We start from the raw sequence: 18623 nt of genomic DNA on the forward strand, positions 1-18623 counted from the left end.
CGGAACCCCAGCACCCCAGCCGCAATCAGCTCCCCCGACCCAGCCTCCGCCAGCCGAACCGCCTTCGCCGACCGATCAACCCCCAACACAAACCCCCCCCCCCCCCCCGGGGCCCCCCCCCCCCCCCCCCCCCCCCCCCCCCCCCCCCCCCCCCCACCCCCTAACAGCCGCAGGACTGCCTGACGATCAGCTCGGCCGGGTAGGTGACTTCCTCGACCGCGTCCTGCCCGTCGACCAGTCGGCCGACGGCGTCGCGGGCCATCTGCTCGAGCGGCTGCCGTACGACGGTCAGCGGCGGCCAGCTGTACTCAGTCTCGGCGGTGCCGTCGAACGCCACCACCGCAACGTCCTGTGGAACCTTCAGCCCGGCCTCGTGAATCGCCCGCAACACCCCGATCGCCTGCAGATCCGAGCTGGCGAAGATCGCCGTCGGGCGATTCGTTGCCGCCAGCAACTCACGACCCGCTGCATGACCACCGCTCCGGCTGAAGCTCGCGCGGACAATCGGCCCCTCGTCCAACCCAGCCTGCGACAGCGCGTCCCGCCACCCGAGCTCACGCTCCGGACGACCGCGCCCGCCGATCACGAGACCGATCGTGCGATGACCGTGCTCGATCAGGTGCTCGACGCCACGCCGCGCGCCCTCGCGGTACTGCGGGCGGACCGACGAGGCATGCGGGAGAACGCGGTTGATCGCGACCACCGGTACGTCGACGCCGTCCAGGTCCGGATCCTCGGTCGGCGCGACCAGGAGCAGACCACTGACCCGCCGTACCAGCAGCTCCGCGAGCTTGGCCTGCTCGGTCGCCGGGTCACCGTCGGCGCTGGTCTGCAGGACGACGTACCCGCGGGCCGAGGCCTCCTTGTCGATCGCCTTCGCGAGCTCGGCGAACAGCGGGTTGCCGCCGTCCGGGGTGATCAGGCCGAGCGTCCGCGTCGTGCCCATCCGGAGCGCGCGGGCGGTCGCGTTCGGCCGGTAGCCGAGCACGCGGATCGCCTCCAGCACCCGCTCCCGGGTCTCCGGCGCGACCGGACGCGGGCCCTCGTTGACCACGTAGCTGACGACCGCGGTGCTGACCCCGGCGTACTCCGCCACGTCGTTGCGGGTGACTGGGGTGGCCTTGGGCATGTGCCGATAGTACGGCCTTGACCGCGCCGGAAAGCGATTGCTAGCGTGCTGGTTCTACACGAGTAGAGAGGGTTCGTCGTGCCCAGACGTTACGCAGTGGCAGGAACCGGTTCGCGGGCTCGGGCGTACGTCCGCGCGATCATCCAGGACCACCCCGACGAGGCCGTGCTGGTCGCGTTGCTCGACCCGAACCCGGGCCGGCTCGCGGTGCACGACCGGTGGGTGAAGGAGCTGAACGGGCCGGAGCTGCCGCAGTACGGCGCCGACGACCTGGAGCGGATGATCAAGGAGCAGTCCGTCGACCGGGTGGTCGTGACGAGCCCCGACTACACGCACGCGAACGTCGTGTCCCGGATCCTGCGGTCCGGCGCGGACGTGATCGTCGAGAAGCCGCTGACGATCGACGCCGACGGCACCCGGCAGATCGTCGACGCGATGAACGAGTCCGGCAAGTCTGTCGTCGTCACGTTCAACTACCGGTACTCGCCGCGGAACAGCGCCCTGCGGCAGCTGATCCTGGACGGCGAGATCGGCAAGGTCACCAGCGTCGAGTTCCAGTGGGTGCTCGACACCCGGCACGGCGCGGACTACTTCCGCCGCTGGCACCGGGAGAAGCGGTTCTCCGGCGGCCTGCTGGTGCACAAGGCGTCGCACCACTTCGACCTGGTGAACTGGTGGATCGCCTCGACCCCGACCCGAATCTTCGCCTCCGGCGGCCTGTTCTTCTACGGCGCCGACAACGCGGCAGCTCGTGGCCTTGGGCAACGACCTGAGCGCGGTACGGTCGACGGCTCGGCCGAGGACCCGTGGCTGCTCGACCTGCGCACCGACGAGACCAACCGGCAGCTGTACCTGGAGAGCGAGCAGTACGACGGGTACATCCGCGACCAGGACGTGTTCGGTCCGGGGATCACGATCGAGGACAACATGGCGGTGATCGCCGAGTACGCGAACGGCGCCCGGCTGAGCTACTCGCTGAATGCGCACTCGCCGTGGGAGGGGTACCGGGTCTGCGTGAACGGCACCGAGGGGCGCGCCGAGCTCGAGGTGGTCGAGCGCGCTGCCGTGGTGGACGAGCAGATCGACCCGAGCTACCCGTCGGAGCGGGTCGTGTCCGGCGACGTGCGGTCCGACGGCGAGCGGCTGGTGCTGCAGAAGCACTGGGCGCCGGCGGTCGAGGTCGAGATCCCGCGCGGGGTCGGCGGCCACGGCGGCGGTGACCGGCTGATCTACGCCGACCTGTTCAAGGGTCCCGGCGACGACCCGCTGGCCCGCGCCGCCGACGTCCACGACGGCGTGCGCGCCGTCGCCGTCGGCATCGCCGCAAACCAGTCCCTGGCCTCAGGCCAGCCCGTCGTGATCACCGACCTGGACCTGGGCGGCTGGGCCTAATCCGGTCTCGGTCAGGATGCGCGCGACGGTCGTCGCCAGCGAGCTCGTCTGGTCGATGACCGTCTCGCGCGGTTCGTCGAGGAGGTCCTGCGACTGGTACCACTCGGCCATGTCGGCGCCGGTGAACTCACCGGCCTTCGGCCGGGTCGCGTGCCGCCGGACCGTCTCCTCGAACGGGATGTCCAGGTAGTAGAAGTACGACGGACCCGTGTGGTCGGCGTGGAGTTGGCCGAGCATGTCGCCGTACCGGATCCTCGGCATGATGCCCTCGACGACGGCGTGGTAGCCGCGGTCGAGGGCGTGGGTCGCGATCTGGCGGATCATCTGGATGTTGGCGCCGTCGGGCTGGTCCAGTTCCTTGAAGATGATCCGGCGGACGTAGTCCTGCTCGATCCAGGCGACCCCGCGCCCGTACGCCGTCCGGATCGCCTGGACGATCGAGCTCTTGCCGGAGCCCGAGTTGCCTCTGATGACGATCAGCCGGGGGTCCACCGGCGCAGAGTACTACCAGGAGGCGGGCAGTCCCGGGCGGTGCGTCCCGAAGGTCCACTCGTAGCCCTCGGGGTCGGCGACGCGGCAGCGGTAGTTGCCCCACGCGGTGTCCGCCGGCTCCCAGACCGACTCGGCGCCGGCTGCGATCGCGGTCGCGTGGACCGTGTCGACCTCCGCCTTGCTGTCGAACGCGACATAGCTCCCGTGACCGACGGTCTCGCCCTTGCGCACCGGCTTGTCATAGCCTTCCTCGTCGGTGAAGAGCGTGAAGGAGACCCCGCCGTACCGCATCTCGGCGTGCATGATGCCGCCCTTGTCGTCCGGCACCTCCGTCGTGGTCTCGAACCCGAACGCCTGCTCCAGCCAGCGCAGGGCGCCGACCGCGTCCCGGTAGCCGAAGTACGCGTGGAAGGTGGCGGTACTGGTGCTGCTGCTGTTCTCGGTCATGTCTCCAGGATCCGCTGAGTAGCGGACAGGTCGTGTCCGCTACTCATCGCCGGTTGAACCGGTTGCGTCAGGTGGCTTGCCGGTGGGCTTTTCGCTGGCGGCGGAACCAGATGAACAGGCCTATGCACGGGATGAGCAAGCCTCCGACGCCGAAGATCAGGAAGTCCCACTCGGCGCTGATGTGCTCGACCAGCCAACCGAAGTTCTGTCCGAAGAAGCCGGTGACGAAGGTCAGCGGCAGGAACACCGTGGCCAGGATCGTGAGCTGCTCGATGGTCGCGTTCTGCCGGACACCGACCTTGGTCTGCTCGACCGAGATCACCGCCATGTTGGCCTCCAGCACGGTCGCGAGCAGGTCGCGCTGAGCCGCCACCTCCTCGTTCACCAGCACCAGGTGGTCGTGCACGTCCCGGAAGTACGGCAGTAGATCGGTACTGCGTGCCCCACGCTCGATGGTCGCGAGTACGGCGAGCAAGGGGTGCACGGCTCGGTAGAAGTCGGTCACCTCACGGCGGAGGAAGTAGATCCGCTCAGTCGGCGCGACGGATCCGGCGAACACTGTGTGCTCGACCTGCTCGATGTCGCGCTCGAGCTCAGCGACCACGGGCCCGTAGCCGTCGACGACCTGGTCGAAGATCGCCCACAGCACCGAGTTCGTGCCGGCTTTGAGCAGTTCCGGCCGCTGCTCGAGCCGGATCCGGGCGCCGTGCAGGTCGCTGGCGACGCCCTGACGGACGGTGATCACGAACGCCGGCCCGACGAACACGCTGACTTCGCCGAAGTCGACTTCCTCGCGCTCGTCGTCGTACCGGGCGGTGCGCAGGATGACGAGCCGGATGTCGCCCTCGTACGGCTCCACCTTGGGGCGCAGGTGGAAGGTCTGGGCGTCCTCGACCGCCAGCTCGTGCAGACCGAAACTCTCGCTGACCTGGATGAGCTCGTCGACGGTGGGCTCGAACATGCCGAGCCAGACGAAGCCGCCCTCCTTGCAGCGGGTCGCGGCGTCCGTGATCGACATCGGGCCGACGTGCTGGCGGTGCCCGTCGCGGTAGTAGGCGCAGTCGATGATCATGATGACCTCCTCCCCCGATCGTCAGTCCTATCGGCCACAGGAAATAGGGTTAGGCGGGAAAGGCAGCGTGAACTTCGGCGCCTGGGCGAGGAGGAACTGTGGGACTGCCAGTGGTGGTGATGCCGGGGCCGATGAACCCGGTCGTCGCGGAGGGTCTGGACGGGAAGGTCGAGCTGATCCGGCTCTGGCAGGAGGCGGACCCGGACGCCGTACTCGCGCAGCGCCGGGACGAGATCGTTGCCGTCGCGACCGGCGGCACGCGGATCGACGGCGCGTTCCTGGACCGGCTGCCGGCGGTGCGGATCGTGGCCAGCTTCGGGGTCGGGTACGACCAGATCGACGCGTCCGCCGCGGCCGAGCGTGGCGTGGTGGTGACGAACACCCCCGGTGTCCTGGACGACGAGGTCGCGGACACCGCGCTCGGGCTGCTGCTGATGACGGTCCGCGAGCTCCCGCAGGCCGAGCGGTACCTGCGCGCCGGCCAGTGGCAGGACGGGCCGTACCCGTTGACCAAGGCAACCTTGCACGGCCGCCGGATGGGTATCCTCGGCCTCGGCCGGATCGGGCAGGCGATCGCGGACCGGGTCGCGCCGTTCGGGGTATCGGTGGCCTACCACAACCGGCGCCGCAAGGACGTCGGCTACCGCTACTACCCGTCGCTGGTCGAGATGGCGCGCGACGTCGACATCCTGATGCTCGTCATCCCCGGTGGCGACAACACCCGCCACCTGGTGAACGCCGAGGTGCTCGAGGCGCTCGGTCCGGACGGCATCGTGATCAACGTTGCCCGCGGCACCGTCGTCGACGAGTCGGCCCTGGTCGACGCGCTGCGCAACGGCACGATCCTGAGCGCCGGCCTGGACGTCTTCGAGGCCGAACCGACTGTGCATCCAGGGCTGCTCGACCTGCCGAACGCCGTACTGCTGCCGCACGTCGGCTCCGCGACCATTCCGACTCGCAACGCCATGGGCAACCTGGTCGTGGAGAACATCCTGAACTGGGTCACCTACGGCACCCCGGTCACGCCGGTCCCCGAGTCGGCGCCGCTGCTGAAGCGAGGCTAGGCCGGCAGGTCCCAGATCCGGTTGTGGGTCCAGGCGTACTCCCAGGCCTGGATGTCCGGGGGCTGGATGCCGAGTCCGGTGAGGATCGCGCAGACCTGCTCGCGGTGGTGGTTGGCGTGGTTGATCGCCTGCGCGATGAAGATGCCGACCCGGGTGGCGCGGGAGTTGTTGTCGACGACGATCTCGCGTTCGACGTCGATCGGCTTGGTGAGGAACTCCTCCCAGAGCGCGCCGGCCTCGTCGTTCCAGCCTTCGAGGGTGCCGAAGTCGGTGGCCGGCTCGCTGTCCACGTAGTCGAGCGGGCTGTCCGCGATCCGGCGCAGGTAGCTGCCGTCGCACCGGACGATGTGGTCGAGGGTGGCGAGGATCCCGCCGTACGTGCCGACGCCGGTGACCTCCAGCTGTTCGGCGGTCAGCTTCTGGTCCCGGCAGAACCTGATCAGGCTCTTCGTCGCCCAGTTGTTGTGCCGGATCGGGTCGTACAGCACGTCGTTGAGTCCCATGCTGTTCACGGTAGACCCGGCACGGCGGGGCGCCGTACCCATTTTCCGTGCGGGTACGGCGCTCCGGAGCCGGTCAGCCCTGGCTGACGTTGACCATCCAGGTGATGCCGAACTTGTCGACGACCTGGCCGTACTCGTCGCCCCAGACCTGCTTCTCCAGCGGCATGACCACGGTGCCGCCGTCGGCCAGCTTCTCGTAGTACTCGCGCAGCTCCGCGTCGTCACCGCTCAGGCTGATCGAGATGTTCTGGCCCGGGTTGTAGGGCATGCCGACCGGTGTGTCCGAGGCCATCAGCGTGAAGCCGCCCGGTGTTTCGAGCTGGCCGTGCATCAGCTTGTCCTCGTCGTCCGGGCCGCTGCTCGCCCCGAACTCGGCGAACGTGTTCGTCGCGAGGTCGCCGCCGAAAATCCCCTGGTAGAACTCCATCGCCGCCCGCGCGGTGCCGTTGAACTGGATGTACGGATTGAGCCGTGACGCCATCGGGCTCACCCTCCCCCTCGGTGGAAACACTGTTTGGCCGCACACTAGACCCGCCCACCGACAATCCGCGAGACCCCACCGGCCTCGGGTCGCGGTTAGGGTCTCGGCATGATTCTGCGACACATCACGATCGACGCCGGCAACCCGTACGAGCTCGCGCAGTTCTGGAGCAACGTCACCGGCTGGCCGATCGCGGACGGCGACGTACCCGGGGACGAGGAGGTGCTGGTGGTCGCACCGGCTCCCGTGCCCGGCTTGCTGTTCATCGCCGTCCCCGAGGCCAAGTCGGTCAAGAACCGCGTCCACATCGACTGGGTCCCCGACCAGCGCACCCGCGACGAGGAGGTCGACCGCCTCCTCACCCTCGGCGCCACCATCCACGAAGACCACCGCAAACCCGACGGCCCCGGCTGGGTCACGATGCACGACCCCGAACACAACGAGTTCTGCATAGAACGCAGGCAGTCCGAGCGCACCGGCTGATCACCGCCGATCAGGGCAGAACGCGTTTGTGGTAGTTGGTGAGGTCGCGGATCTCGACGGTGACCTGGATGTTCAGATCCGCCGGGGCCTTCAGGTGGTCGGTCAGCACGTCGAGCGCCAACTCACCCAGCCGGTTCTTGAGGTCGTCGTCGCGCCCGGGCAGGATCGCCAGCTCGACGTGGACCATCGCCTCGCCGGGATCGCCGGTGGCGATGACCGCGTCGGTGATCGGGCGGAACCGGGTCTTGAAGGCCGGCACCGCGCTGCCGATCAGGTCGGAGGCGGCGGGGTGGAAGGTCAACGCGAAGCCTCGTCGGTCGAAGGCGTCGGTCAGGGACTCCGAGTACTCAACGGTGATCTGCGGCATGTGCTCCATTATCGAGACCAGCCGGTGGTCTCTCGTCGCCGGTCCAGTTGGTGTTGAAGCCGCCGAGGTGTGGGTGGTACATGTCGGCGCCGTCGTGCTGGGTGAACTCGACCTTCACCCACCGGGCGTCCAGCTCGAACGTCTGCGCGCAGGCGTCGATCAGGGCCTCCGCCAGACGTGCTCTGGTCTCCGTGGGACGCCCCTTCCGGACATCGCACATGATCAGGGCCGACGGTGTCGGCGGACCGGACTCGTGACAGCGCCAGACCCCGCCGCTGCCGAGGTCGTGGATGGAGACCGTGAGCAGATCCCTGCCGACCTGCATGATCTCCCCGTAGACATGGCCGAGGCGCTCCGCGAACGCCCGCTTGGTGACCTCACCGGCAGTCAGCGGCAGGTCGACCTGGATCGATGGCATGACAGTCCTTCCTCGCTCCGGCTACTCGGCCAGGGCGATCTCGAGCATCCGGGCCGTAGCGAAGAGCTGGCCTTCGTTACCCGGTGCAGTGATGAGTTGTACGGCGACCGGCAGCCCGTCGAGCCGCCCCGCGGGCACGCTGATCGCGGGCGAACCCGTCAGGTTCCACGGGCTGGTCAGCGACAGCAGCGCCCCACGAACCTCGAGGTCGACGCCACCGACTGAGACGCTGCGATCGCCCACACGTGGTGCCACGATCGGCACCGTCGGCAACGCGAGTACGTCGTACGTCGCCAGCAGCTCGCCGACCCTGGTCCGGAACTCCTGGCGAGCGGCATCGGCCTCGGCGTAGCGGCTCGCGGAGATCCCGCGCCCCCGGTCGAGCCGGGCCAGCACCTCGGGATCGATCAGGTCCCGGTCCGCGGCGAGGTGGTGCTCGTGCACACGGAATGCCTCCCGGCCCTGCAGGGTGGAGAAGACCTCGAACAACTCCGACTTGGGGAATCCAGGAACGACCTCGACGTCGGCTCCGATCCGGAGCAGGAGCTGCCGGGTCAGCTCCTCGACCCGTGAATCCGCGCTGGCGATCGACGTCGGCGGAATCCATCCGACCGCGAACCGACCCGACCGGGACAGCACTGGCCGGTCGCTCAGGGCCCGGTAGCCGGTCAGCGCGTCCTCTGCGGTGGCCGCGAAGAGTCCGACGTGGTCCAGGGTCGGAGCCAGCGGATACACGCCGGCGCTCGAGATCGCGTCGTACGCCGGTTTGAAGCCGACTACACCGCAGAGCGCGGCGGGCACGCGGACCGAGCCGGCCGTGTCGGTGCCCAGCGCGAGCGGCACCATCCCGGCGGCCACCGCGACAGCGCTGCCGCCACTGCTGCCGCCGGACATGCGGCTGGGGTCGACCGCGTTCCGGGAGGCGCCGTGGACGGAGCGGTCACCCGTGGCGCCGTACGCGAACTCGTGCAGCGTCGTCTTCCCGACGATGACCGCCCCGGCTGCGCGCAACCGCCGTACCACCTCGGCATCCTCCGTCGGAGTGGTTCCGAAGGACGTGGCCGATCCACAACTGGTGGGCAGACCGGCCATGTCGATGAGGTCCTTCACTGCCACGGGCACGCCGTGCAGCGGACCGAGGTCGATGCCGGCGGCAAGTTGTTCGTCGGCGACCCGTGCGGCCGCACGGGCTCCGTCGTCGTCTACGAAAGCGAACGCGTTCAGGGTGGGATTCAGCTCGTGGATCCGGTGCAACGTCGTCTCGGTGACCTCGCGGGCGGAGGTCTCGCGGTTCGCTTGGGCGAGTTCGGCGAGGTTCATGAGGCGAATCCGGGGACGAGGCCGAGCGCGGGCACGATCAACGCCGTACACACGCTCATCGAGACCACGTTGCCGATGAAGGGATGGAAGCCGGCCGGCATCCGCGCCCCGATCGCCGCGGCCACCGGTGGGGCGATCAGCGCTCCGGCGAGTGCGCCGGCCACGACGGACTGAAGGGTTCCACCGAAGGCCAGGACGGCCGCCGGTGCGACGGAGACGACCGGCACGAACGTGGGATAGAAGCCATGCGTCTGCCATCGCTTGCGCCAGACGACCACGCCCACCAGCGCGGTCAGTGCCTGGGCGGCGAGCACCGCCAGGAACAGGCCGGACCCGTAGGCAGTGCTGGACGGAGCGATCAAGTGCGTCACGACGGCGCCGACGATCAGCGCCGCGCTCGCCCACTCGTTGCCGAAGAACTGCGCCTCGGAGAAGTCGGCCAGGGCCCGGCGAGGCACCCACCACAGCACGGGACCGCGGCGCGGCTCATCCGCGGCCTGCGTTCGCCAGGCACCCGGAGCCGGCATCCACTTGAGATGTCTGCAGAGCCAGAACGCAGCCAGCGCACCGAGCGCCATGCCCGCGGTCGCACCGACAACGGGTGGCAGGTCCAGCGGGACGCAGACGCGCTCGACAGCGAGGATCGCGATCGGTGGCGTCAGCAACGCTCCCAGTACGGCGGCCGACAGCCCGACTCTCCACCCAGGTCCGAAGAGGACCACGATCGCCGGCGCGACGGACACCAGCGGGACGAACAACGGCTGCCAACTGCCGGGCTCCAGCGTCCAGCCCCAGACGAGGTTGCCGAGCAGCAAGCTGACCAGCCCGCTGCCGGCAGCCCACGGCCACAGACCCGTGCCGCAGGCTTGGACGAACCCCTGCCATCGCCACGATCCCCGGTGAGCGACATGCGCGGCCAGACCGCCGACGAGCAGCAACGCCCCGGCTGGAGCCACTGCATAGAACTGCGGCTCGCTCATGGATCCGGCGAGCCAGGAGGCGAACCGGCCGACGTCGGTGTAGTCGCCGTTCCATGGCTGCGCGTCGACTCGCGTGAAGGTCCAGCCGGCGAGGACCAGGAGGCCGAGGCCGGCACACCAGAAGGCGATCGTCCGCGCCCCGGTGACTCCCGCCGTACTGCGGATTGTCGTCATCAGGTCACCTCGGCAGCGGAGCACGGTCGCGGTAACCGAGCATCTGGTCGTACAGGTCGGTACGACGGTCCCGGTGCAGGTCGTTCAGCTGGTTCCAGATCGGGGCAGTGCGCGCGGCCGTCAGATCGATGTCGGCGTAGATGACGGTGTCCTCGTCCGGGCCCGCGATCCGGTCGATCGGCCAGCCGTTCGTCCCGGCGATCAGCGAGTTGCCCATGAAGCCCGCGCCCCGCTCCTGGCCGGTCCGGTCCGCGGTGGCGATGAAGACGTTGTTGGCATGGGCCGCCGTGATCGTCAGGTACGCCGCCATGCACACACCGCTCGCGTCGTACAGCGGTGGTGGTGTCCAGACCCAGCCGGTGGGCACGCAGATGATGTCTGCGCCCATTTGCGCCACGATCCGCGCCGTCTCCGGGAACCAGATGTCCCAGCAGACGAGCAGCCCGATCCGGCCGATCTTGGTGTCGAACACCGAGAACCCCTCGTCGCCGGGGGTGAACCACAGCTTCTCGGTGTTCCACAGGTGCGTCTTGCGGTACCGCCCGATGTAGCCCTCCGGGCCGACCAGTACGGCGGTGTCGTAGAGCTTCGCCCCCGATCGCTCCGGGAGGCAGCCGACGATGTACACGTTCCGCGCGGCGGCGATCCGGGCGAACAACTCGACCGTCGGACCGTCCGGAACCTCTTCGGCGTGGGCGAAGGCCTCCTCGCGGGTCTCGAAGACGTAGCCGGTGGTGGCGAGCTCGGGCAGCACGATCAGGCCGGCGCCGGCGTCCGCCGCCGCGGTCAGCCGCTGCTCCACCGCCAGCGCGTTGGCCTTCAGGTTCTCGACCCCGACCCGCGGCTCGAACTGCACGACCGCGGCCCGCACCGGACTCACTCTCGGGTCCGCGCTCTCCTGCGCCTGTGTCGTCATGACGTGGCCTCCTCGCTCACTCCCTGGGAATCTGGTTTCAAGTTGAAACCAGCTTGACCGGGAGCGTAGGGGATCCGGTTTATACTTGCAACCACTTGGCGACAGGAATCTGCACTCGAAGGGAACCGGGATGCCGCAGCGGGTGACGCACGAGGGAGCGGAGTGCCCGGTCGCGCGGGCTGTCGACGTGATCGGCGACCGCTGGTCGCTGCTCATCGTCCGGGACGCGTTCGACGGCATCAGCCGGTTCGGCGAGTTCCAGCGCAACCTCGGCCTGGCGAAGAACATCCTGTCCTCGCGGCTACGCGAGCTCGTCGCCCACGGCATCCTCGAGGTCGTCCCCGCCACCGACGGCACGGCGTACCACGAGTACGCACTGACCGAGAAGGGCCGCGACCTCTTCGTCATCCTGGTCAGCCTGCGCCAGTGGGGCGAGGATCACCTCTTCACCCCCACCGAGCCCCACTCGGTCCTCCTCGACACAAAAACCGGCAAACCCCTCCGCAAACTTGAGGTAAAAGACGCCACCGGCCGCCCCGTCACCCCCGCCCAAACCCACGTCCGCAAGGTAGGCGCCTGACGCCCCGAGCCATCTTCAGGTGGACACCGACAGCGATCCGGTGTGCACGGGGTGAGGTTGTTGGGGCCTTGGGCAAAGAGCGGGCAACTTTTGCCGGCTGTTGGTCATCAGGCGAGGTGTAGGGGTGTCCACCGCCGGCTGGGGGGCTGCGGGTTAGTGGTGGGGGAAGGACATGGTCAGGTGGGTCTTGGTGGTTGGGCTGGTGGTGGCGGGGATCGCCGGCGGAAGTGGCGGGGTGGCGACGGCGGGGCCGTCCGAGGACGGGCCGGGGATCGCGATCGCGGCGGATCTGCCGGAGCCGGACGAAGCGCAGTTCTTGCCAGAGGCAACAAATGTCGTGCCGGCGACCGCGGCGCCGGCGGGGGACGTGCGGACGAAGAGCCAGGCCGAGCTGCAGGCGGAAGCCGCGGCGGCCGGGACGTACACGTGTCCGGGGTTCAGCACCGTCGACGACGCGACTCCGTTGTCGTACGTGATGAACGACTACTACGCCTGGGGCGGGTTCAAGGCGGTCAAGGTCGGAAACGGCAGCGGCAACATCAACTGGAAGCTCAACCCGTACAACAATTCCAGCTGGTACATGTGGTTCCACTCGCTGCGCTGGCTGGGCCAAGGCATCATCGCGGCCGGCAAGGGTGACGCGAACGCGATCGCGCACGTCACCACGATCGTCAGCGACTGGGTGCTCGACAACCCGTACTCCTGGAAGGCGAACGTCGGCGCCTGGGAGTCGACGATGCACCGCACCAACGTGATCATCTGCACCAGGCAGGCAGTGCTGTCCGGGCTCAAGGTCACCACGCTTCCGCCGCGCTACCTCTGGTTGGACACCGCGTTGATCAACCACGCCCGGTTCCTGATCAACTACTGGAGCGGCGCCTGGAACCACGGCACGGACGAGAGCATCGCCTTGTTCGGCGTCGGCTGCACGCTCAACCGCGCCGACTACAAGACACTCGCCCAGCAACGCCTCGCGTCCGGCATCACGACCGCGATCGACTCCCAGGGCTCCACCAACGAGCAGTCGACGGCGTACGCGCAGTTCAACTACGCGCTCTGGGGGCGGGCAGTCGACGTACTGCGAGCCTGCGGCGCCGACCCCGGTACGACGATCACCGCCAGACGAGCCCTGATGGCACGCTGGCTCGCCTTGGCCACGAACTCCATGGGCCTTCTCCACCAGATCGGCGACTCCGAGGTCATCCGTACGGCGCCCGTCGCCGGGACACCACTCGAGTACGCCGGAAGCCTCGGCGCATCCGGGACAGCACCGGCCCAACGTGTCGGTCTGTACTCGGCCGGCTACGTCCTCGGCCGATCCGGTTGGGGAACGCGGACGACGTTTGCGGCCCAGGCGGCGTACAGCATCAGGTACGGCCCAGCGCGCAAGCTGCATGGGCACAGCGACCACATGTCGCTCACGTACACCGCTCGCGGCCGGGACATCGTGATCGACGGCGGCCACGCCGGCTACCAGAACACCGTCTGGCGGACCTGGGCGAAGAGCCCGTTCGCGCACAGTTCGATGACGACACCGCGGACTGCTGACCGGCTGCCGGCCACCAAGCTGACCCGCTACGCACTCAAGTCGACCTCGGACTTCTACGAGTTCTCCGACGTACCAGGGACCGGGATCAGCCGCGTTCGCGCCGTACTGGTCGTCCGTAATCCAGACCTGGTCGTGACGCTCGACCGCGCGTCGTCCACGACCGCGCAGCAGTTCCAGACGCTGTGGCACCTGCCGTCGGATCAGAAGGCGACGGTGTACTCGCGGACGACGGCCCTCGCGGCGCGAGCCGGCGACGGCACCCGGACGATCCTGTTCCAGGTGCCCTACCGGCAGGCGTTGCCGCGCGGCGCGATCCTGCTGAAGCAGGCGCAGACCAACCCGATCCAGGGCTGGCACTTCCCGAAGATCACCATCCGGCGTTCGGCGCCCACGCTGATGTTCGCGCGGGCCGGGACGTCGGCGTCGATCCTGTCGTTCATCGCGCCGGTCCGGGCGACGGGTTCGGTGACGTACCGCGCCCGCTGGTCGGGTACGACGTACGTCGTCGACCTGAACGTGGCCGGCGTACGGACGTCGATCGGGATCACCGCCGGGGGGTCGCTGGTGCGTCTCGCGTGACTCGGCGTGACTCGACGTGACTCGACATGGTCAGGAGGGCGCGCGGACGCGCGGGCCCTCCGTCATGCAACCGATGGAACCGTTCACCGCGTCGAGACATGTAGAGGGGTAAGGCGAGATTCTGGGGGTGTGGGGCGTTGAGGCATCGGGGCAGCTTCCGTCAGCACGTCGGGGGTTCGTTGGTCGCCATGGCGGTGACGATGGTCGTGCTGACGCTGGTGGGGGGCGTGCTGGTGCTGCTCGAGCCCAGCCGGCCGAGCGCGACGATACCGGTCAGCAGCACCCCGGGAACCGGGGCGCGATCGGTGGATCGGGGGCCGTACGGCTCGGGCCGGCTGGGCTCGTGGGAGGACCTGGTCAAGCACATCTCGTCCGACGACGAGGTCCAGGACACGCTGATGTTCAACGGGGTGTTCATGTTCGGCGACAGCATCGCCGTACAGGACGGATCCGCCCTGGAGAAGTTGCTGGCGGACCGGGCCGGTGACTCGATCGCCGTCCACGACTGGTCGGGGCAGCCCACCGCGGCCGCCGTCGACGCGCTGGAGGACTGGGAACGGCAGTTCGGTCTGCCGAGCCGGATCGTGATGGCGGTGGGTTCGAACGACATCTTCGACCCGCCGGCGTTCGCCGCGCAGGTGGAGCGCGCGATGCACATCGCCGGTCCTTCGCGGACGGTGTACTGGGTGAACGTGCACGTCGGCCGGGTCAATCAGCCCGCCGCGGTTCGGGCGGCCGATCTGGACAACAGTGCGTGGGTCAACCAGCAGCTGGAGCAGGCCGCCGTACGGCACCCGAACCTGCGGATCGTGCGCTGGAACGAGTTCCTCGCGGGGCAACCGGGTGGTCCGGCGAAGTACCTGCGGGACGGCGTCCACACCTCGCAGCCCGGTCAGCAGGCACGCAACGAACTGATCGTCGAGTCCCTCACCGGGCCTCACTGACCATGGCAACCTCCACACGGCATCTGCGGGCGATTCCGGACCACTGGGCTTGCCCGCAAGGGCAACGCGGGAACCGGAGTAGGGGATCCGGACAACTTTTAGGGTGTGTACGGACATCAAAGCGGACAGAGGGATTCACTTCGAGTCGGGGGGAACCGATGACAGCGACCATGAAGCTGGAGTGACAGCGGTAGGACGGCTGGACCGTGGCATCGATTTCGGTGCCGGACGCAACTTCGCAGGGGTCCCGCACCGTCTATAGAGCAAGACCCTCTGGCCCTGAGCCACCGCCGGCTCGGGCAGCGCAACGAAAACCAACCTGACCAGACCAAGGGACAGCTCCGACTCAAATTCAGGTCTAGGCCAGAACAAGGCAGGCCCTGGGGGCTGCAGTGAGGAACGAACCATGCCCGCGCACCGACACCGCAAGGCCGGCACGACCCTGCGGCTCAGCGTCGCCCTGCTGCTGAGCGCGATCGTCGTGGTGACGTCCCTGGTCATCCCGTGGGGTGGCTCGACACCTGAAGCCGCACCGGACCCGACCGTAGCCCGTACTCCGGAACCGCCGACGCCGACCGTCACCCAGCCCGCGAAACAGAACGTGTACACGTGCCCGGCGTACTCCGGCATCGACCGCACGAACCCACTGAGTGCCCTGTACAACGACACGTTCGCCTGGGGGACGTCGGCGCCGTACAAGGTCGGGAACGGCAAGGGCGACATCGACTGGAGCCTGCACCCGTACCAGAACCCGAGCTGGTACATGTGGTTCCACTCGCTGCGCTGGCTCGGCCAGGGCATCGCTGCCGGCGGCAAGGGCGACAAGCAGGCGCTCGCCCGGGCGAGCGCGATCGTGCGCGACTGGGTGAAGGACAACCCGTACTCGTGGAAGTCGAACATCGGCGCGTACGAGTCGACCATGCACCGCACGAACGTGCTGATCTGCTTGCGTCAGGCAACACTGACGGGGCTGAAGGTGGCCAAGCTGCCGCTGTCGTACGCCTGGCTCGACAAGGCGCTGCAGGAGCACGCGTGGTTCCTGCAGAAGAACTACAGCGGCGACTGGAACCACGGCACCGACGAGAGCCTCGCGCTGTTCGGCATCGGCTGCACGCTGAACCGGCCCGACCTGAAGAAGATCGCCGCCGACCGGCTGACCAGCGCGATCAAGACGTCGATCGACACCCAGGGGTCGACCAACGAGCAGTCGACGGCGTACGCGCAGTTCAACTACTCGCTGTGGGGACGGGCCATCGACGTACTGCAGAAGTGCGGTGTCGACCCGGGTACGACGATCAAGGCGCGCCGTCGTGAGCTCGCCAAGTGGCTCGCACTCGCGACCAACTCGCTCGGCAACCTGCACCAGATCGGCGACTCCGAGGTGGTGCGCACGTCCCCGGTCCCCGGCACGGTGCTCGAGTACGCCGGGACGCTCGGCAAGGAGGGGATCCGGCCGACGCAGCGAGTCGGGATCTTCGACGCCGGGTACATCTTTGGCCGGACTGGCTGGGGTGAGACGAGGCCGTTCACGCAGGAGTCGACGTACAGCATCCGGTTCGGCCCGTCGCGCAAGCTGCACGGGCACGAGGACCACACCGCGGTCACCTACACCTCGCACGGCCGCGACATCCTGATCGACGGCGGGCACTCCGGGTACAAGTGGGACGACTGGCGGAGTTGGGCGAAGAGCCAGTTCTCGCACAACCAGATGACAGTGTTGTCGACGGCAACGTCGCACCCGGTGACGCGCTTGACCCGGTCGTCGATCGGGGCGACGTCGGAGTTCTACGAGCTGAAGGACTCGCTTGGCCCGGGCATCGACCGGACGCGTGGCGTGCTGGTGCTGAAGGACCCGGATCTGATGGTCGTCCTCGACCGCGGGACGTCGGCGTCGGACGAGGAGTACCAGACGTTGTGGCACCTGCCGTCGGACCAGAAGGTGACTGTCGCCGGCAATGGGACCGCGGTGGCAGCCAAGCCGGGCGACAAGGTGAAGACCGTGTTGCTGCAGGTGCCGTTCCAGCAGGAGACCACGCCGATCAAGGTCGAGAACGGGGCCACCGACCCGATCCAGGGCTGGCACTACGAGACGATCGACACCCGCAAGCCGGCTCCGGTGGTCAAGTTCACCCGCTCGGGGCGCTCGGCAACGATCCTGTCGGTCATCGTCCCGGTCCGCGCCAACGCCGCCGTCACCTACACCACCACCCAGTCCGGCGACCGCACCCTGATCAACCTGACCGTCGACAAGCTCCAAACCACCATCGCAGTCACCCCCGACGGAACCCTGCAACGGGTGAAGTAGCTGCCGGGTTGTGTCACCGCTGGCCGGTTGTAGCAGGTCAGCGGTGACACAACCTGCCAGTGGCTAGCCCTGAGCCCCGATCGGGCGCCAGTCGGCGGGTGGGTCCTCGCCCACGCGGCCGTCCACGGCTTCGCGGAGGAGGTCGGCGTGGCCGGTGTGGCGCCCGTACTCCTCGATGAGGTCGCAGACGAGCCGGCGAAGGCTGGCGTGCCGCCCGTCGGGCCAAGCGATGTGCGCAGGCTGATCGAGCCCACCGTCGGCGATCGCCGCCGCCAAGGACGCCCGGGACCGCTGCACCGCACCATCCCAGAGCGCGTAGAGCTCCTCCGGCTTGTCATCGACCGCGGACGTCAACTCCCAGTCGTTGTCGTCCCGCCAGCCGTTGCCCACCCAAGGCTCCCCCATCGGCTCACCACGGAACTTCACGGTGAACAGGTAGTCCTCGTTGGCCGCCAGATGCTTCAACAGGCCCCCAATCGTCAACGACGACTTCCCGATCCGCGTGTTCAACCCCTCCGCACCCAACCCATCGGCCTTCCACCGAAACGTCGTACGCAACCTCTCCAACGCCCCCACCAGATGCTCAACATCCGACCCCGCCACCGGCGGCTCCCAAGGAATCTCAGCCATAGGGAGACGCTAACTCCCATTCCGGACATTCCCCTTCCGGAATCCTTGGCTAACTGCCCCTGAGGATCTCGATGTACTCCGCCAGCCGCGGATCTGCCGGCACGCGCGCGAGCCGCGGCGGCGCATCCTCGAGGATCCAGCGCTTCACGTCCGTCGTGATGTCGATCGTTCCCGACCATCCGACCATCAGGTCACCGCCGAGCAGGTCGCCCGCCCACCAGAGGCAGAGGTCCGCGGCATGCAGGTCCGCCGCACCGGCCGGCTGCGCGTTCCACACCTCGAGCCAGTGGGTGAACGGCACGGGCGTCGTCGCGAGGAAGCTGAGCACCTTCAGCGCCTCCGGCGTGCGCGGGTACGACGCGAGCGTCGCTTCCCACCACAGGTTGCACACGGCAAGCATCGCCGTACGCTCGGACTCCGCCCAGGTACTCCAGCACCCCGCCGTGACCAGACGTGACGCAACCAGCTCCTCGTCGAGATGCAGCTCGTCGTACACCATCAACGCCATCAGCCGCGGCGTCAACTTCCTGTACACGTTCGCAAAGTCGTCCCAGTGATCCGGCCCCTCGAACGCAGCCCTCGCCACGAGCTCCTCGGGAATCCCTCCGACCGGCCCCGAGAGCGCCACCGCATCCTCCTCGCCGTAGCAAAAGGTGCAGTAGTCACTGACGTCCACCTCAACCCCCGCCAGCACATCCGCCAACCCCAGCAGCGCACCGTCGAGAACCAACTCCTCCTCAGTCACACCCAAGATCATCCCGTCACCCACCCAACCCAACAACGCAATTCCCCGCCGAG

20 protein-coding genes are annotated in these 18623 nt (G+C 68.4%); 7 read left to right on the forward strand and 13 right to left on the reverse strand.

Going from position 1 to position 18623, the window contains the following annotated elements:
• Window positions 1-160: 160 nt before the first annotated feature.
• Entirely contained in the window at window positions 161-1129 is a 969-nt protein-coding gene (locus tag ACIBL3_RS00005) for a LacI family DNA-binding transcriptional regulator (RefSeq protein WP_396350921.1), read from the reverse strand.
• A gap of 96 nt (window positions 1130-1225) precedes the next feature.
• On the opposite strand from ACIBL3_RS00005, the gene ACIBL3_RS00010 reads away from it, so the two are divergent.
• Window positions 1226-2521, forward strand: coding sequence for a Gfo/Idh/MocA family protein (locus ACIBL3_RS00010; RefSeq protein WP_396350922.1), 1296 nt, complete (start codon window positions 1226-1228; stop codon window positions 2519-2521).
• Here the strand turns inward: ACIBL3_RS00010 and ACIBL3_RS00015 are convergent.
• The 3 genes from ACIBL3_RS00015 to ACIBL3_RS00025 form a co-directional block, all read right to left on the reverse strand.
• Window positions 2471-3013 (reverse strand): AAA family ATPase, encoded by a 543-nt coding sequence (locus tag ACIBL3_RS00015; RefSeq protein WP_396350923.1) that lies wholly within the window; start codon window positions 3011-3013, stop codon window positions 2471-2473. The genes ACIBL3_RS00010 and ACIBL3_RS00015 overlap by 51 nt on opposite strands.
• A 12-nt stretch (window positions 3014-3025) precedes the next feature.
• Window positions 3026-3460: a VOC family protein gene (locus ACIBL3_RS00020; protein WP_396350924.1), complete on the reverse strand. Its 435-nt coding sequence runs from the start codon at window positions 3458-3460 to the stop codon at window positions 3026-3028.
• A gap of 67 nt (window positions 3461-3527) precedes the next feature.
• The gene (locus ACIBL3_RS00025; RefSeq protein WP_396350925.1) at window positions 3528-4532 is read right to left on the reverse strand and encodes a magnesium and cobalt transport protein CorA; all 1005 of its coding nucleotides are present in this window, start codon (window positions 4530-4532) and stop codon (window positions 3528-3530) included.
• A gap of 98 nt (window positions 4533-4630) precedes the next feature.
• On the opposite strand from ACIBL3_RS00025, the gene ACIBL3_RS00030 reads away from it, so the two are divergent.
• Window positions 4631-5596: a 2-hydroxyacid dehydrogenase gene (locus tag ACIBL3_RS00030; protein ID WP_396350926.1), complete on the forward strand. Its 966-nt coding sequence runs from the start codon at window positions 4631-4633 to the stop codon at window positions 5594-5596.
• Here ACIBL3_RS00030 and ACIBL3_RS00035 read toward each other — a convergent pair.
• Both ACIBL3_RS00035 and ACIBL3_RS00040 read right to left on the reverse strand, forming a co-directional pair.
• Window positions 5593-6099, reverse strand: coding sequence for a DinB family protein (locus tag ACIBL3_RS00035; RefSeq protein WP_396350927.1), 507 nt, complete (start codon window positions 6097-6099; stop codon window positions 5593-5595). The genes ACIBL3_RS00030 and ACIBL3_RS00035 overlap by 4 nt on opposite strands.
• Window positions 6100-6172: 73 nt before the next feature.
• A complete protein-coding gene (locus tag ACIBL3_RS00040) occupies window positions 6173-6580 on the reverse strand; it encodes a VOC family protein (protein WP_396350928.1) in 408 nt (135 codons plus the stop codon).
• 108 nt (window positions 6581-6688) lie between these two features.
• On the opposite strand from ACIBL3_RS00040, the gene ACIBL3_RS00045 reads away from it, so the two are divergent.
• Window positions 6689-7063, forward strand: coding sequence for a VOC family protein (locus tag ACIBL3_RS00045; protein WP_396350929.1), 375 nt, complete (start codon window positions 6689-6691; stop codon window positions 7061-7063).
• 10 nt (window positions 7064-7073) lie between these two features.
• On the opposite strand, the gene ACIBL3_RS00050 is transcribed toward ACIBL3_RS00045, so the two are convergent.
• The 5 genes from ACIBL3_RS00050 to ACIBL3_RS00070 are packed head-to-tail and all read right to left on the reverse strand — an operon-like array spanning window position 7074 to window position 11238.
• Entirely contained in the window at window positions 7074-7430 is a 357-nt protein-coding gene (locus ACIBL3_RS00050; RefSeq protein ID WP_396350930.1) for a 5-carboxymethyl-2-hydroxymuconate Delta-isomerase, read from the reverse strand.
• Window positions 7411-7848, reverse strand: a complete 438-nt coding sequence (locus tag ACIBL3_RS00055; protein WP_396350931.1) for a hypothetical protein — start codon at window positions 7846-7848, stop codon at window positions 7411-7413. Before ACIBL3_RS00055 ends, ACIBL3_RS00050 begins: the two co-directional genes overlap by 20 nt.
• Window positions 7849-7869: 21 nt before the next feature.
• Window positions 7870-9168: an amidase gene (locus tag ACIBL3_RS00060; RefSeq protein WP_396350932.1), complete on the reverse strand. Its 1299-nt coding sequence runs from the start codon at window positions 9166-9168 to the stop codon at window positions 7870-7872.
• Window positions 9165-10322: a hypothetical protein gene (locus ACIBL3_RS00065; RefSeq protein WP_396350933.1), complete on the reverse strand. Its 1158-nt coding sequence runs from the start codon at window positions 10320-10322 to the stop codon at window positions 9165-9167. Before ACIBL3_RS00065 ends, ACIBL3_RS00060 begins: the two co-directional genes overlap by 4 nt.
• Before the next feature lie 4 nt (window positions 10323-10326).
• The gene (locus tag ACIBL3_RS00070; protein ID WP_396350934.1) at window positions 10327-11238 is read right to left on the reverse strand and encodes a nitrilase family protein; all 912 of its coding nucleotides are present in this window, start codon (window positions 11236-11238) and stop codon (window positions 10327-10329) included.
• A 130-nt stretch (window positions 11239-11368) separates the two neighbouring features.
• Here ACIBL3_RS00070 and ACIBL3_RS00075 point away from each other — a divergent pair, with 130 nt between their 5' ends.
• The 4 genes from ACIBL3_RS00075 to ACIBL3_RS00090 all read left to right on the forward strand — a co-directional run bounded on the left by ACIBL3_RS00075 (window position 11369) and on the right by ACIBL3_RS00090 (window position 17195).
• Window positions 11369-11818, forward strand: a complete 450-nt coding sequence (locus tag ACIBL3_RS00075; protein ID WP_396350935.1) for a winged helix-turn-helix transcriptional regulator — start codon at window positions 11369-11371, stop codon at window positions 11816-11818.
• A gap of 172 nt (window positions 11819-11990) precedes the next feature.
• A complete protein-coding gene (locus tag ACIBL3_RS00080; protein ID WP_396350936.1) occupies window positions 11991-13946 on the forward strand; it encodes a heparinase II/III family protein in 1956 nt (651 codons plus the stop codon).
• Between the two features lie 188 nt (window positions 13947-14134).
• Window positions 14135-14890 (forward strand): hypothetical protein, encoded by a 756-nt coding sequence (locus tag ACIBL3_RS00085; protein ID WP_396350937.1) that lies wholly within the window; start codon window positions 14135-14137, stop codon window positions 14888-14890.
• A gap of 406 nt (window positions 14891-15296) precedes the next feature.
• Window positions 15297-17195 (forward strand): heparinase II/III family protein, encoded by a 1899-nt coding sequence (locus tag ACIBL3_RS00090; protein WP_396350938.1) that lies wholly within the window; start codon window positions 15297-15299, stop codon window positions 17193-17195.
• Between the two features lie 63 nt (window positions 17196-17258).
• On the opposite strand, the gene ACIBL3_RS00095 is transcribed toward ACIBL3_RS00090, so the two are convergent.
• Together ACIBL3_RS00095 and ACIBL3_RS00100 are read right to left on the reverse strand one after the other, a co-directional pair.
• Window positions 17259-17825 carry a DUF664 domain-containing protein gene (locus ACIBL3_RS00095; protein ID WP_396350939.1) on the reverse strand — a complete coding sequence of 189 codons (567 nt, stop codon included), beginning with the start codon at window positions 17823-17825 and terminating at the stop codon, window positions 17259-17261.
• Window positions 17826-17874: 49 nt separating this feature from the next.
• A complete protein-coding gene (locus ACIBL3_RS00100; RefSeq protein WP_396350940.1) occupies window positions 17875-18570 on the reverse strand; it encodes a hypothetical protein in 696 nt (231 codons plus the stop codon).
• Window positions 18571-18623: the final 53 nt, after the last annotated feature.

Origin of the sequence: Kribbella sp. NPDC050124 (assembly GCF_044460355.1) — a bacterium.
Lineage (GTDB): Bacteria > Actinomycetota > Actinomycetes > Propionibacteriales > Kribbellaceae > Kribbella.